Annotated in this window: 12 protein-coding genes and 2 pseudogenes; 7 read left to right on the plus strand and 7 right to left on the minus strand. The window is 58.4% G+C overall.

Annotated elements, in window-relative coordinates; all coding sequences use genetic code 11:
- The first annotated feature begins 9 nt into the window (after positions 1–9).
- The 7 genes from BM395_RS10590 to BM395_RS10620 all read left to right on the plus strand — a co-directional run bounded on the left by BM395_RS10590 (position 10) and on the right by BM395_RS10620 (position 6,612).
- The gene (locus BM395_RS10590; RefSeq protein ID WP_090511549.1) at positions 10–693 is read left to right on the plus strand and encodes a GltB/FmdC/FwdC-like GXGXG domain-containing protein; all 684 of its coding nucleotides are present in this window, start codon (positions 10–12) and stop codon (positions 691–693) included.
- A 10-nt stretch (positions 694–703) separates the two neighbouring features.
- A complete protein-coding gene (locus BM395_RS10595) occupies positions 704–2,026 on the plus strand; it encodes an FMN-binding glutamate synthase family protein (RefSeq protein ID WP_090511552.1) in 1,323 nt (440 codons plus the stop codon).
- A 357-nt stretch (positions 2,027–2,383) separates the two neighbouring features.
- Positions 2,384–2,944 carry a dimethylamine monooxygenase subunit DmmA family protein gene (locus BM395_RS10600; RefSeq protein ID WP_090511555.1) on the plus strand — a complete coding sequence of 187 codons (561 nt, stop codon included), beginning with the start codon at positions 2,384–2,386 and terminating at the stop codon, positions 2,942–2,944.
- On the plus strand, positions 2,941–3,885 hold the full coding sequence (locus BM395_RS10605; RefSeq protein ID WP_090511558.1) for a PDR/VanB family oxidoreductase: 945 nt from the start codon (positions 2,941–2,943) through the stop codon (positions 3,883–3,885). The genes BM395_RS10600 and BM395_RS10605 overlap by 4 nt, the downstream gene beginning before the upstream one ends.
- Positions 3,886–3,894: 9 nt before the next feature.
- On the plus strand, positions 3,895–4,920 hold the full coding sequence (locus BM395_RS10610) for a heme-dependent oxidative N-demethylase family protein (protein ID WP_090511560.1): 1,026 nt from the start codon (positions 3,895–3,897) through the stop codon (positions 4,918–4,920).
- 57 nt (positions 4,921–4,977) lie between these two features.
- On the plus strand, positions 4,978–6,111 hold the full coding sequence (locus tag BM395_RS10615) for an aminomethyl transferase family protein (protein WP_090511563.1): 1,134 nt from the start codon (positions 4,978–4,980) through the stop codon (positions 6,109–6,111).
- A 153-nt stretch (positions 6,112–6,264) separates the two neighbouring features.
- On the plus strand, positions 6,265–6,612 hold the full coding sequence (locus BM395_RS10620) for a DMT family transporter (RefSeq protein ID WP_090511565.1): 348 nt from the start codon (positions 6,265–6,267) through the stop codon (positions 6,610–6,612).
- A gap of 85 nt (positions 6,613–6,697) precedes the next feature.
- Here the strand turns inward: BM395_RS10620 and BM395_RS10625 are convergent, their stop codons facing one another.
- From BM395_RS10625 to BM395_RS10645, 7 genes and pseudogenes are all read right to left on the minus strand, one after another.
- Complete coding sequence (locus BM395_RS10625) at positions 6,698–7,351, minus strand: B3/B4 domain-containing protein (protein WP_090511568.1); 654 nt, start codon at positions 7,349–7,351, stop codon at positions 6,698–6,700.
- A gap of 47 nt (positions 7,352–7,398) precedes the next feature.
- On the minus strand, positions 7,399–7,572 hold the full coding sequence (locus BM395_RS23345) for a hypothetical protein (protein WP_170860584.1): 174 nt from the start codon (positions 7,570–7,572) through the stop codon (positions 7,399–7,401).
- Positions 7,573–7,623: 51 nt separating this feature from the next.
- Positions 7,624–8,997 (minus strand): ammonium transporter, encoded by a 1,374-nt coding sequence (locus tag BM395_RS10630; RefSeq protein ID WP_090511571.1) that lies wholly within the window; start codon positions 8,995–8,997, stop codon positions 7,624–7,626.
- A 261-nt stretch (positions 8,998–9,258) separates the two neighbouring features.
- Positions 9,259–9,522: pseudogene (locus tag BM395_RS23720) on the minus strand (methyl-accepting chemotaxis protein); the annotation flags it as partial.
- Positions 9,505–10,233, minus strand: a pseudogene (locus tag BM395_RS10635) (PAS domain-containing protein); the annotation flags it as partial. The pseudogenes BM395_RS23720 and BM395_RS10635, both read right to left, overlap by 18 nt.
- Before the next feature lie 45 nt (positions 10,234–10,278).
- Complete coding sequence (locus BM395_RS10640; protein WP_090511786.1) at positions 10,279–12,624, minus strand: trimethylamine N-oxide demethylase; 2,346 nt, start codon at positions 12,622–12,624, stop codon at positions 10,279–10,281.
- Positions 12,625–12,672: 48 nt separating this feature from the next.
- Positions 12,673–14,037, minus strand: a complete 1,365-nt coding sequence (locus tag BM395_RS10645; protein WP_090511576.1) for an NAD(P)-binding domain-containing protein — start codon at positions 14,035–14,037, stop codon at positions 12,673–12,675.
- Between the last annotated feature and the right edge of the window lie 322 nt (positions 14,038–14,359).

Here is a 14,359-nt window from a genome sequence, read left to right on the forward strand (position 1 = left end):
GCACACACAATGAAAACATTCGATCTATCCAGCGCCAGCGTGCGCGAATTCAATCAGGCATTGCACGACCAGGCCAAGCAACTCGAAGAGCGCGAGTGGCGCGTGAGCAACAGTGGCGGCAAGCACAATCTCGCGGTCGGCGTGAATCAGCCGCTCGACATCGTGATTGACGGCCATGCAGGTTACTACTGCGCGGGCATGAACCAGCAGGCCAACATCACGGTGCACGGCAACGTGGGCGTTGGCGTGGCAGAAAACATGATGTCTGGCAGCGTTCGGGTCAAAGGCAGCGCTTCGCAGGCAGCGGGTGCAACCGCACACGGCGGCTTACTGGTTATTGAAGGCGATGCCGGTGCCCGTTGCGGTATTTCCATGAAAGGTGTCGACATTGTGGTCGGCGGCAACATTGGTCACATGAGTTGCTTCATGGGCCGGGCCGGTCGTCTGGTGGTTTGTGGCGATGCGGGCGATGCGCTGGGCGACTCACTGTACGAGACGGTCATATACGTGAAGGGCTCGGTTAAGTCACTTGGCGCCGATTGCATCGAGAAAGAGATGCGCGCCGAGCACATTGAAGAGCTCCGTGTGCTGCTCGACAAGGCTGGCTTCGATGTCGATCCGGCGAGCTTTAAACGCTACGGCTCGGCCCGCCAGTTGTACAACTTCAAAGTCGATAACGCGTCCGCGTACTAAGGAGCAGACCATGAGCGAGAAACAAACCCCTGTCCTGCGCGAGTCCGCTACGTTCGATCGCCTGGCCATTCAGGAAATTCAGCGCGCTGCCGAAACCGGCATTTATGATATTCGCGGCGGTGGCACCAAGCGTAAGGTGCCGCACTTCGATGACCTGCTGCTGCTCGGCGCATCGATGTCGCGTTACCCGCTGGAAGGCTACCGCGAAAAATGCGGCACCGATGTGATTCTCGGCAACCGCTTCGCCAAAAAACCGATTCACCTGAAGATTCCGGTCACCATCGCCGGTATGAGTTTCGGTGCGTTGTCGGCCAACGCCAAGGAAGCCCTGGGCCGGGGTGCGACTATCGCCGGCACCAGCACCACCACCGGTGACGGCGGCATGACGCCGGAAGAGCGCGGGCAATCGCAACATCTGGTTTATCAGTACTTGCCGTCGCGTTACGGCATGAACCCGGATGACCTGCGCAAAGCCGATGCCATCGAAATCGTTCTGGGGCAGGGCGCCAAGCCGGGCGGTGGCGGCATGTTGCTGGGCATGAAAATTACCGAGCGTGTCGCGGGCATGCGCACCCTGCCAATCGGTGTGGATCAGCGCAGCGCCTGTCGTCATCCGGACTGGACTGGCCCGGACGATCTGGCGATTAAAATCGCCGAGATCCGTGAAATCACCGATTGGGAAAAGCCGATCTACGTAAAAATCGGCGCAAGCCGTCCGTATTACGACGTCAAACTTGCAGTTAAAGCCGGCGCCGATGTGATCGTGCTCGACGGCATGCAAGGCGGTACTGCGGCAACGCAGGAAGTGTTCATTGAACACGTTGGTATCCCGATTCTCTGCGCCATTCCGCAAGCCGTGCAGGCGCTGCAGGAAATGGACATGCACCGCAAGGTGCAGTTGATCGTCTCTGGCGGTATCCGCACCGGCGCCGATGTGGCCAAGGCGATGGCGATGGGGGCTGATGCCGTGGCTATCGGTACGGCAGCCCTGATCGCGCTGGGCGATAACCATCCGAGCCTGGATGACGAGCTGAAGAAGATCGGTTCGGCGGCGGGTTTCTATGACGATTGGCAAAATGGCAAGGACCCGGCCGGTATCACCACTCAGGACCCGGAGCTGGCCAAGCGCCTGGACCCGATTGAAGGCGGTCGTCGTCTGGCCAACTACCTGCGTGTGCTGGTGCTGGAGGCGCAAACCATGGCGCGCGCGTGCGGCAAGTCGCACCTGCTCAATCTTGATCCCGAGGATCTGGTGGCCCTGACCATGGAGTCCGCCGCTATGGCGCGGGTGCCACTGGCAGGCACTAACTGGGTGCCCGGCCAGGGTTTCTAACAGACAGTTATTTCCCCTCATTCTGAGGCCAAAACGCCGGGCATATGCTCGGCTTTTTGCGTTTTGCGGCTGGAAAAAATCAGCAGATTTTCAGCTTCTGTAACGGCCAATTTTGCGCCTTAAAGGCGCGGTCTGGCGAAGGATGAACGACTTTTGTGCAGGGTTGCTGGGTCGCTGGCGGCGCTGGGTGAACGGAATTATCTGGTCTGAAAATCTAATCGTTATGAATCAATAAGTTGAAAAACAATGGCACATTCCATGCTTTCTTAATAAGAACAATATGTTCCTACTGAGAATTAAATAGCCGTCCAATTCTCATCCTGAAAATGCGTTGGTGCGATGCAAAGGAGGCGTTTCATGACTACGCACGCGGTACAGCCGCTGTTCAGTACACCGGTCTACCAGAACCAGCCCCATTCGAAGGCTGCGACGCGTCGACTGGTGGTTGCGCAAGCACTCGATCAGTCGCCGGTAGAAGCGCTTATCAGCGAACTGCAGGCGCACGCTCAACCGCTACAGGTGCTGGCTATTGGCGGCACGGGAACTGCCAGTGATGCACTGCAAGTGGCCGCCAGTCAGGCTGAACTTGTACAGATGTTACACGCCGCGCTGCGCAGTGCGCCGGTCGGCACACGTTTGTATCTGTGCGGCGACGAGGCCTTTATCTGGCAGTGCCGCGAGATTGCCCGCCACGCCGGCATGCTCAATGAGGAAATCGAACTGTTCTGTGCAGGCTCCCGACGCCAGTTGTATTGCGTGCATTGCAGTGCGCTGCAGGACATTGCTGATCAGACCGAGGTGGCCTGCGCCAATTGCGGCGTCAACCTTCTGGTGCGCGCACATTTCTCCCAGCGCCTCGGCGCGTACATGGGCGTTTGCCTGGACCCAAACAACGTGCGCGGGGAGGTGCGGCCATGAACTCACCGATTGAAGTGCGAGTCGCCGCGGTGACGCAAATTACTCCGGTGATTCGCGAGTTCACCTTTGAGCCGGTGCGCGGCGCATTGCCCGGTTTTTCGTCTGGCAGCCACGTCGTGGTGCACATGCCAGTGGGCGAGCGCAGCGTGCGTAATGCCTACTCATTATTGAGCAACCCTGCACAGACGCAGCACTACCGGATTGCTGTGCGCTTGCAGGATGAGTCACGAGGCGGCTCGCGTTATATGCACGAACAGGTGAAGGCGGGTGACCTGCTTCAGGTATCGCCACCGGCAAATCTGTTTGCGCCCAACTCGCAGGCCCGCCATCACCTGTTGATCGCCGGTGGCATCGGTATTACGCCATTTCTCTCGTACTTGCCGGAGCTGCAGGCGCGGGATGCCAGTTATAGCCTGCATTACGCCTTCCGTGGCGGGTTTACCGATGCCTATCTCGACAGCCTGCGCGAGAATCTCGGCACGCAGCTGCAGACCTACGACTCAATACAAGGCCAGGTACTTGATCTGGCCACGCTACTCGCCAGCCAGGCGCTTGGCACGCACGTTTATGTGTGCGGGCCGCAACGTCTGATCGATGGCGTCCGCGTCCACGCCGAGCAATTGGGCTGGCCCGAAATCCGGGTGCATTGGGAGGTTTTTGCCGCCCCCGAGCCGGGGCATCCGTTCGTGGCCAATCTGGCACGCAGCGGCCTGACGGTCGAGGTGGCCAGTGACTCAAGCCTGCTCGAAGCGCTGGAGCAGGCTGGCGTGGAAATTCCCAACCTGTGTCGCGGCGGTGTCTGCGGGCAGTGCGCCGTTGCCTACCTGGACGGTGCGGTTGAACACCGCGATGCCTATTTGTCTGCAACCGAGCGCAGCAACACCGTCATGCCGTGTGTCTCGCGCGGCCTTTGCGGCAGCGCGTTGCTGCTTGATCTTTAGGAGCCTGTTATGTCCGTCATATTCAAACCGCTCGAAAGCTACCGCGACGATTTCACGTATCACAACAGCGCTCAGGCCATCAGCCGCTTTCCGTTTCCATTCCCGGAAGACAACTACATGTACTCGGTGAATATCGAGCCGGCCACGCCCCGGGAGCCGGGCTCGGTATTCAGTCACTGGTTTGATATAGACGAGCACTATTTGTCTGAAATGGCTGAGCGCAGCATCGTCCTTGAGCGCGACCCTGAGCGTTGTCTGGTCATGCCGCACATGGCAACCGCAGCCTGGGACACACTGGAAATGCTGATGACGCACATGGCTGCCGACTACCCGGAGCATTTCAGTCTCAGCCGCGAAGGTGAACGCTGGACCTGGATCAACCGGCCGCTGGGGATTGAGCAAGCGTTCACCTTTGGCGACGCCGATACATTGCCCTGCGAGCCGCTGGAGTACATCACACGCCAGACCCAGGGTGATTTCGCACTGCTGGATCAGCGCGACGGTAACCTGTTCATGGATGCCGGCATGGTCACTTGTCCGGCGGACTGGTCGATCAAGTTTGATGCCGGCATGAGCTTCACCCAATGGCACGCCCCGGTACCGATGGCCCATCAGATGGGGGTATTCGAGCGGGCATTGAAGTACTTGCTGAACATTCAGGTGGACCACCCGGTGCGCCGACTGAACTGGACACTGACCGTCAACCCGCGCATGGACACCTCATCCGAGACGTATCACGAGTGGGGGCAAGAGCGCGCGCTGGTCAACGCCGAGAACGTCGCGAGCATGGTGCACCTGCGGGTTGAGTTGCAGTTCATGCCCCGTTTGCCGCGCAGTAATGCCTTGCTGTTTGGCATCCGTACCTACCTGATCAGCCTCGAAGAATTAGCCACTAATCCGGCCTGGGCGTGCCGCCTGCATCGGGTATTGCGGGATCTGCCGGATGCCATCGCCGACTACAAAGGCATGACCCTGTACCGGCAGTTCGTGGTCGACTGGCTGAGCCAGTACGACCCCGAAGTCGTTGTCGCCTGATTCATCTGCGCCGCAGTCATTGGGCTGCGGCTCTTCACACTGTCAAAGGAGAACAAGATGGCCAATTCCTGGCGTATTTCCGCCCTTGCCGAGCGGCACCGGGCACTGGGTTCCAAGCTTGAAGACTGGAATGGTATGGGCACCGCATGGACTTACGAGGCGGTCGATCTGGCAGACGCACATGAGGCGATCCGCACACGCGCAGGCCTGATGGATGTATCCGGCCTGCGCAAGGTGCATTACGTCGGGCCGCATGCAGAATCACTGCTCGAATACGCCACCAGCCGCGATATTTCCAAGATCTATCCGGGTAAGTCGGTATACGCCACGCTGCTCAGTGAAGGCGGCAAATTTGTTGATGACTGCGTGATCTATCGCACCGGCCCGAATGCATTCATGGTGGTGCATGGCGCTGGAAATGGTTACGAGATGCTGGTTCGCTGGGCGCAAGGGCGTCAGGTCTCGGTGCTGTTTGACGATGACCTGCACGACTTGTCGTTGCAAGGCCCGCTGGCTGTCGACTTCCTCGCCGAGCACGTACCCGGTATTCGCGATCTGGCGTACTTTCACCATGTGCAGACCAAGCTTTTCGGTTGCCCGGTGATGATCTCACGCACGGGGTATACCGGAGAGCGCGGATACGAAATCTTCTGCAAAGCGGCCGATGCGCCACTGATCTGGGACACGATTCTCGAACAAGGCAAGCCACTGGGAATTATCCCGTGCGCATTCACCACGCTCGACTGGTTGCGTGTAGAAAGCTCGCTGCTGTTCTTCCCTTACGACAATTCGGAGAAATACCCGTTTGCCGATCAACCGGCGGGCGACACCTTGTGGGAATTGGGCCTGGATTTCACCGTGTCGCCAACCAAGGGCGAGTTCCGCGGCGGGCTTGAGCACGCACGCCTGAAAGGCAAAGAACGGCTGAAGATTTTTGGCGTGCTGCTTGAGGGTGATCAGGCGGCAGCGGAGGGCGATACGCTGTGGGCAGACGGCAAACAGGTGGGCTTGATTACCTGTGCGATGTATTCACGCCTCACCGGCAAATCGATGGCTATTGCGCGACTGGACGTGCCTTATGCCGAGCAAGGCTGCGCTCTCAAGGTCCAAGGCAGTCTGCAGGTCGATGCGATTGCCCACACGCTGCCGTTTGATGACCCGGAGAAAACCAAGCGTACCGCCAAGGGCTGAAACGCAAGCCACTAATCGATAAGTCAACAAGGCGTGCTCGGTGAGTGCGCCTTGTGTTTTTCAGGCCCAGACCGCGATCGCAGCACACTCTGCACGGTGAAAATCCGGGCCTTGAGTGCGCGTGATCTGCATCAATATCCGCAGGGAGTCGATATGTTCAGCAGTATCAGCAGTGGTTGGTTTTTTTTGTTGTGCGCCGGGCTAAGTGAAATCTGTTATGCCGCCATCATTCCGCGCACAGAGGGCTTCACGCGCTTGTGGCCCAGTGTTTATTGCGCAGTGTTCATCATTATCAGCTTGTATCTGTTGTCGCTGGCCACCCGTACGCTGCCAATCGGCACCGCCTACGCGGTATGGGTCGGGATTGGTGCAGTCGGTACGGCGATCTATGGCATTGCAGTTCTTAACGAGCCGGCCCATCTGGCGCGTATTGGCTGCCTGGCGTTGATTGTTGGCGGGGTGATTGGGCTCAAGCTGGTGAGCAGCAGCACCGCGGTGTAGAACGCTCTGCTCGATTTAGGCTCAACCTCAAAGGCGCTCATGCAGCGCCTTTTGTTTGCCCGCACATGGTGCGCTAGACCGCAGCTCAGGCTACCTGGCTGACATTGCCCTGGCAGCAGAGGGCGAGGTCGGCCTTCAGGGCGCAGGCCATTTGCTCGAGGTAATCCGGGCAGGTGTCGGGATTACCCTGCACGATAAACAGCACATCGGTGCTGTCTGTGCTCAACGCGGTGTTGGCGCACTGGCGATAGTCCATGCGGCACAGCACCTGATTGTTAGCGTCGATATATGCGTATTCGCCAGCCGGTAACGTCTGCTGCGTATCGCTGCCAAGCCCCTGAAACAGCTCAGTGCCATGACTCAGGGTGAGGCTGACGGGTAACTGCACATGCCTGAGATCATGGGCGCCGATCGACAAGCCGCTGTTGAGGGACCATTGATTGTACAGATCAACAACCGGTGAGACGCCGCGCAGCGAACCTTTGCGCAGGTATTGGTCGAGCAGGGCCAGCGGTGAGGCGGGGTAGCGTTTCGGCGAGCGCCCCATGCGCAGGCGCAGGCCATTGAAACCTTGGGTCTGACGCAGGCAGTGCTGCATATCGAAATGCTTGCGCAGGCGAGCCAAGCGCTGCTTCAACGTGGCGCTGTATTGCTGATTATTCAAAGCATGCAGGCTGAAGGCGATGGCCTTGAGACCGAGATCAAGGGGTGTTTCGAGGCGAAAAACAGGGTTGAACATAGCGCTGTCCGAGTGAGCCGGCACAGATGTGTGCCGGCCTGGAGGAGTTACTTCTTGGTCATGGGGCTGTTGTAGCTGTGCTTCTCGTGACGCACGGTGATCCAGATGGCTGCCACCGTGACGGCAACGGCAACCACCAGAATTAAAGCCATTACGCCGGGTTTGTCGGCGAAGGTGAAGACGCTGCTTGCACCTTCCCAACTGGTGATAGGACTGCTCATGGGCGTTCTCCTCAGTGTGTTGCGCGGTGCTGGCACCGCGCGTTAAGTGGTTTAAACAGGTTTGGCTTCAGCGCTGATGACGCTTGGAGCGGCTGTTTCGGTGCTGATGTAAGTGGTGCTGGCGCCGGTAAGTGCCCACTCCGGATACGCTTCGGCCGGTACTTCGGTGAGGTCCAGACCGCGCTCTTCAGCATGTGCAGGCACACGCAGGACACCGGCCTTTTTCATCGCCAGGGAAATCAGGTAGCCCGGTACGAAACCGAGTACGGCGAGTACCAATGCGCCGCCGACCTGGCCAAGGAAGTTCACCGGCGGTACGCCTTCACCCATATTTGGGTAGCCCGAGAGGAAGATGCCGCTGATGACGATGCCCGCGAAACCGCCGAAACCGTGTACGGCGAAAGCGCCCACTGCATCGTCGATCTGACGTTTTACCAGGTACTTGTGAACCAGCGGAGCAGCTGCTGCCACGCCCATGCCGATTACATAAGCCAACGGCGGGTAGTAAACGTCGAGGCCTGGTGCCACCGAGACAATGCCGATGAGGCCGCCCGACATCATCCAGAACGGTTCACGCGTAGTCAGGTAAGCACCGATCAAACCACCGGCAAAGCCCATCAGTGTGTTGAAGGCGAACGCCGACAGGGTGGTTGGCTGGCCGTAGATGTTGGTCCACTGGCCGCCGATGTTGTAGATGATGCAGCCGCCGAGGAAACCGAAGAAACCGACGATTACCAACATCAGGCCAATCACGCTCATCGGCATACTGTGGCCGGCAATGGCGTTGGCGCTGCCGTCTGCATTGAAGCGGCCGATGCGTGCGCCAACGTTGATCACTACACCCAGAGTAAAGAAACCGGCAATGGTGTGAACGCAACCCGCTGCACCCACGTCATGGAAGCCCCACTGAGTGGTCAGCCACCCTGTTGGATGCCAGCTCCATGCCGCGCCGAGAATCCAAACGCCCGAGCCCAGAATAATCGCCAGCACAATGAACGCGCTCATACGGGTGCGCTCGATCAACGCCCCAGACATGATCGAGGCAGTAGTGGCAGCAAACAATGCGAACGCGCCCCAGAAAATCCCCGTTGCGTTATCGCTGATGTTCGGCCCCATCGAACCACTCCACGGCAAGGCAGCTGCGGCAGCTTCCATGTCGAGGGTGAAACCGTTGGCGAAACCGTTATAGATGAACCAACCGAAAAAATAGAAGGTGGGAACGATGAAGGCGAACGCCAGGATGTTTTTGACCCCGGCGGTCAGCACGTTTTTCAGGCGCGATGCACCAATCTCATACGAAAGAAAGCCGGCGTGAATGATCACCATCAAGGCAATACACCACCAATAAAAAATCTCCATATTGATGGTGCCGGACATCTGTATGAGCGTGTTCAGCTCTTCCAGTGTGGGGGTTGCTTGTTCCATTGCTGAGTCCTCGATGCAATTTTTAGGATTAGGTTTGTTCGGCAGATCGAGAGTTGTAAGCGTGCCCTTAGGCTTTTACCGTGAGTTATAAAAAGTTCTCACTGGGAATTTGCAAAGCTTGTGCCATTTTTATGATTGTCTATTTATCAATGATTTATGATTCTTTCTTGAAGCTGGTTCTTGATGCTGCTGCCCTGTTTGTGATCGTTGTTGTACGCGCGCGCCTGATCTTGGTTCGCTGTGCATTCACTGCTGTTGTTGCAGCATGTTCTGGATCTGACCGACCGACTCCTGGGTGCGCCGGGCAAGATTGCGCACCTCGTCTGCCACCACGGCAAAACCGCGACCCTGCTCCCCAGCGCGGGCGGCCTCGATTGCTGCGTTGAGTGCCAGCAGATTGGTTTGATCTGCTACGCCCTTGATCGCACCAGCCACCTTGGCGATCTGGCCGTAAGTGTTTTGAATGCTCGCCTGTTCACGCTGGCGCAAGGCGTCGGCGGCTTTCTCATCGCTGATATCACGCACCGCGCCGATCACCCGGAGTAACACGCCGTTAGCGTCATGCAGGCAACTGCCGCGCTCGCGGTACCAGGTTTCACCTTGGGTTTTGTGTTGCATGCGGTACTCGACTACATAAGCGCGCTGGCCTTTGGGGTCACGGATGAAGTCGGCAAACACCTGCATGACATGTTTCAGGTCGTCGGGATTTACCACGGCAAAGAAACTGTCCCAGCCATCGGCAAACTCCGCCTTGCTGTAACCGATCAGGCTGCGAAACTGCTCGGACCAACTAATCAGGTTGTCCGGATGATCAGCGTCTCCGTTGACCACGCGCAGATCCCAGCAACCCTCGGTGAGGGTATGTTTAGTCAGCGACCAGGCCTGTTCGTCCTGCTGCCACTGGCGCTGATACGCCGCGTTCTGCGCAAGCTCACGGTTGCACTCGGCCAATTGCTGTTCAAGTTCGCTGGTTTTCTGCTGTTGGCAAGCCAACTGCTCAAGCAGTTGATGATACTCAGCTGCATTGCACGGAGGAGCAGGCTGGTCTGCGCTGGCCTTTAGCAGTTGTTGATGCTGCTGCCAGCGTTGGCTCAACTGGCCCAATGCCGTCAGCAGTGCAGGGTGGCGCTGCAACGTGGCTTGTTTTTGTAACGTGCCCGGTTCATCGCGCTGCAGTTGAGCGATGAACAGACAAAGCTCATTGGCGAGTGCTTTGGATTGATCTCTGAACACCATTTACCGCTACTCCCTGAGCAATATAAAGATGGCTGCGCCGCCAACTCAGCTGCGCACGCGGGTTTTCTCCGGGTCGTAGGCGATTGTGCTGGCGGCCACCGTGGCGTTGATGCGCTTTTGCTGGCCGTCGAGCTTGCCGATCTGCACTGAGCAGCCAGATTCGCAGTACCCGACGTCCAGCTTGCACAGTGCAATATTCTTGCCCAACAGCGGTGAGCGGGTGGCACTGGTGATCACCCCGACCTGCGCGCGGCCAACGTGCACGCAATCGCCGTGATGGGCCTGTTCGTTGCCTTCGAGAATCAAACCCACCAACTTGCGTTGCGGGTGAGCGCTGCGCCGAAGCAGTGCGTCGCGGCCGATAAAGTCATCCTGTTTGGATTTCAGCGGCACACAGAAGCCGATGCCGGCTTCAAAGGGGTCGGTCTGGTCACAGAATTCGTAACCTGCAAAGATCAGCCCGGCCTCGATGCGCAGGCTGTCCAGTGCGTCGAGCCCAAGTGGCACCAGACCGAGTGGTTCACCCAGCTCCCACAGCCGGCTCCAGACCTGCTGCGCATCGTTCGGATGGCACCACACCTCATAGCCAAGTTCGCCGGTATAACCTGTTCTGGATACCATCAGTGGCACGCCGTTATAGCCATCTAGGCGACCCGTGAGAAAGCGGAACCAGCCGAGATCATCGAGGGCTGGCTGGGTTGCGGGTGTCCAGATCATCTGGCTGAGCAGCTCGCGGCTTTTCGGCCCTTGCACGGCAACGTTATGGATCTGCTCGCTGGCCGATTTGACCCAGACCTTCATGCCCAGCTTCTGTGCCTGTTCGCGCAGCCAGACGCCGGCGTAGTCTTCGCCACAGATCCAGCGGAACGCATCCGGGCCCAGACGCAGCAGTGTGCCGTCGTCGAGCATGCCGCCGTGCTCGTAACACATGGCTGAATAGACCACCTGGCCTACTGCCAGTTTTCGCACATCACGGGTCAGGCAATAGTTGAGCAGCGCTTCGGCATCCGGCCCGATCACCTCAAACTTGCGCAGCGCCGAGAGATCCATCACCGCCACTCGCTCGCGGCAGCCGTGGTATTCCTCGATGGCGCCAAAGCCGTGGTAATGCGTCGGTGTCCACCAGCCCCGGTAGTCGATGAAGTTGCTGGTCAGCGCCGAGGTGGAGGCATGGAATCCGCTCTCGCGGGTGAGAACTGGTTCGGAGTCGGGTGTTTTTCGAGTGGCCATGGCGATACTAAAACGCTCCTTTGCGCTGTAAACACGGATGTGAATGTCCGTTGGCTGCCAGCCATTTGCCGGGTCGATGTCGTCTGGGCAGGAACTGCTGGCGCACACCAGATCGGTCATGGCGCGCAGCAAGACGTAATCGCCAGGACGCGACCACGGCTCGTCGAAGGTCAACTGCTGGTGGGCATCGACTGCGGTGTTGTAGAAGAAGTTGATGGCGGCCCATCCCGCGCGAGGCTGTGAGCCATAAGCGGCGAGGGCGCGGCTGATGTTGTCGCTGCAATTGTCGTGGCCAAAGTAGCCCATGTTTTCGTAGTGGCGTGCGGTGCAGGCGAGGGCGAAGGTATCGTGGCGACCCACCGTGTCACGAACCACTTCAAGCATGGGCTGCATATCACGATCGAAAAACTTGCTGAACAGCCCCGGGCCTGGATAAGCGTTGCCATTCAGCGTGCGGGTTACGGTGGGGTCGAGTTCAATTTCGCGGCCCCGGTCGAGGCCACGGCGATCCAGCGCGACAAAGTCGGAGCACTGCCGGCCTGCCACATCGAGTACTTGAATATATTGCCCGGCAGTCACGGTATAAGCATTGGCGGTGCCGGGCCGCAGGGTGAACTCGTCAACCACTTCAGCCAACGGGGCAGGCAGCGGTGGCGTCAGGATGCTGCGTGGATTGTTGCGGTGAATCAGTAACTGCAGCTCGCTGGGGCGCTGCTGGCTGTCGACCGCTGTGAGGCCGCCCGGCGCCGCGATAAGCACCACCAATGCATCGCTGGCGGTAAACAGGCGGCTGTAACCGGCGGGCGATTGTGCCGGCCAAAGCATTGCGGCTGCTGGCAGTTGGCTGCAATCAATCGAGTAGCGCGCCAGCCCCAGACGCATCTGAATCGACTCGCCGCTGCCGTTTGCCAGCAACGTGGCGATGTAGTTCGCCGCCGGGTCACTGCCAAGCCCCAGCGCCCTGAGCGCCACGCGACCCTGAGTGTCGAAGGCGAGCAGCTGCGCCTCTTGATCGCCCTCAACATCAATCACCTGCAAGCGATCACCCGCTTGCAGCGCGATCACCGTGAGTCCGCCCGGTGCAACGCGATGACGTTCGCGCGCAGGTTCACGGGCAAACAGCGCCGGTTCGAACGGGCGTGAAATGGCGGGCATGTTCATAGGGCCGTCCTGTGCTTGCTGGCTTGGCGGTTGGGCGATGAGCATGGGTCAGCCGACGTTTTTCATGGCGGCGGGCTCAGCCAGATAACTGGCGAGTGAGTCGTCCAGTGCTTCCAGCCATGGCGTGTGGTGCGGCGCGGCTTCGGTGCCGGTCATCAATGAGCGATAGCACTTGTTGCGGTAGCCCATGATGTCTTCGTACTTGTCGTGCTTCCATTCCAGAAAGGTCTGGTTAACCGCCGAGATATCAAAGCTCGGATAGTCAGTTGCATCGATCAACTGCTCGATATACGCCCCCTGAAACTCGAACATTTCCTGTGCGGTTTGCAATTGGTCTTCACGGGCGCGCCAAGCCTGATCGTCGGCTAAACGAGTGGCTGCATCGGGTAAGGCAATGCGCCCCAGAATCACATCGCGGGCATACCATGCCTGGGCATCGAACATGTTGAAGCTATACCACTGGTCTTGCATGCCGAGGTACAGCAGCTTCGGATTGGGCTCCCAGAAGATGCCTTTGTACAGATTCAGCGGCCACAGACGGTTGTTGGTGCGCAGGCGCAGCGACTCAGGCAAGAAGGCAAAGTGATGCTGATAACCGGTGCAGAGAATGATCGCGTCGATGTGTTTGTGGCTGCCGTCGGCGAAGTACGCCGTGTTGCCTTGTACGCGTTGCAGCAACGGTTTCTCTTCCCAGTTTGCCGGCCATTTGTAGCCCATTGGCGCACTGCGATAGCAACTGGTGATGGAGCGGGCGCCGTATTTGTAACACTGCGAGCCGATGTCTTCGGCGGAATAGCTGCTGCCAACGATCAATACGTCTTTGTTCTTGAACTCCAGCGCATCGCGAAAATCGTGGGCATGCAGAACACGTCCGCCGAAGTGCTCAAAACCTTCGAAGTGGGGAACGTTGGGCGTCGAGAAATGGCCGTTGGCGCAGATCACGTAATCAAAGTTTTCGCTGTAGGTAAGGTCCTTGCTGTGATCGTGCACGGTGACGTTGAACAAGCCGCTGGCTTCGTCGAATTCAACCATGCGCGCAGCGGTATTGAAGCGGATGTACTGACGCACGCCGGCTTTGACTACCCGGCCCTGAATGTAATCCCAGAGCACTTCTCGCGGCGGATAGGAGCCAATAGGGCGGCCGAAATGCTCATCAAATGTGTAGTCGGCAAACTCAAGGCATTCCTTGGGTCCGTTGGACCACAGATAGCGATACATGCTGCCGTGCACCGGCTCGCCATGCTCATCCAACCCCGTGCGCCAGGTGTAATTCCACAGGCCGCCCCAGTCCCCCTGTTTCTCGAAACACACCAACTCCGGAATCTCGGCGCCCTTGGCTGCAGCAGATTGAAAAGCACGCAGTTGAGCGAGGCCGCATGGGCCAGCTCCGATGATCGCAATACGTGTTGGCATAGTGACTCTCCTGAAGAGTGTGTAAACGATTTAGGAGAAACTAAATTTCTCTGTGGGAAATAAATTAGTCGAATCAGCCTGCAAGGAAACTCTCCTTTTGGGGATACCCAGTTGTGGGTAGTCCGGCATTGGAGCAATGGCAGCGGTGCAACAAAAACAGGCACAGGCGCTTGCTGTTGGTGCGTTTACTGCGCATCGGCGGGGCGTGAAAAGGCAAGAATCAATGTTCTTGCAAGGAATTTTTCTTTCCTAGTCGTGCGGAGGCGAGGGTGTCGGATGCAGGGCATGGAACTTGCTTTGCGAAGCGTGATGGGCATTACGC

Origin of the sequence: Pseudomonas marincola, from assembly GCF_900116605.1 — a bacterium.
Lineage (GTDB): Bacteria > Pseudomonadota > Gammaproteobacteria > Pseudomonadales > Pseudomonadaceae > Aquipseudomonas > Aquipseudomonas marincola.

Coding starts and splice junctions, on each gene's coding strand:
- BM395_RS10590 (WP_090511549.1), top strand. CDS start 10: ATGAAAACATTCGATCTATCCAGCGCCAGCGTGCGCGAATTCAATCAG.
- BM395_RS10595 (WP_090511552.1), top strand. CDS start 704: ATGAGCGAGAAACAAACCCCTGTCCTGCGCGAGTCCGCTACGTTCGAT.
- BM395_RS10600 (WP_090511555.1), top strand. CDS start 2,384: ATGACTACGCACGCGGTACAGCCGCTGTTCAGTACACCGGTCTACCAG.
- BM395_RS10605 (WP_090511558.1), top strand. CDS start 2,941: ATGAACTCACCGATTGAAGTGCGAGTCGCCGCGGTGACGCAAATTACT.
- BM395_RS10610 (WP_090511560.1), top strand. CDS start 3,895: ATGTCCGTCATATTCAAACCGCTCGAAAGCTACCGCGACGATTTCACG.
- BM395_RS10615 (WP_090511563.1), top strand. CDS start 4,978: ATGGCCAATTCCTGGCGTATTTCCGCCCTTGCCGAGCGGCACCGGGCA.
- BM395_RS10620 (WP_090511565.1), top strand. CDS start 6,265: ATGTTCAGCAGTATCAGCAGTGGTTGGTTTTTTTTGTTGTGCGCCGGG.
- BM395_RS10625 (WP_090511568.1), bottom strand. CDS start 7,351: ATGTTCAACCCTGTTTTTCGCCTCGAAACACCCCTTGATCTCGGTCTC.
- BM395_RS23345 (WP_170860584.1), bottom strand. CDS start 7,572: ATGAGCAGTCCTATCACCAGTTGGGAAGGTGCAAGCAGCGTCTTCACC.
- BM395_RS10630 (WP_090511571.1), bottom strand. CDS start 8,997: ATGGAACAAGCAACCCCCACACTGGAAGAGCTGAACACGCTCATACAG.
- BM395_RS10640 (WP_090511786.1), bottom strand. CDS start 12,624: ATGAACATGCCCGCCATTTCACGCCCGTTCGAACCGGCGCTGTTTGCC.
- BM395_RS10645 (WP_090511576.1), bottom strand. CDS start 14,037: ATGCCAACACGTATTGCGATCATCGGAGCTGGCCCATGCGGCCTCGCT.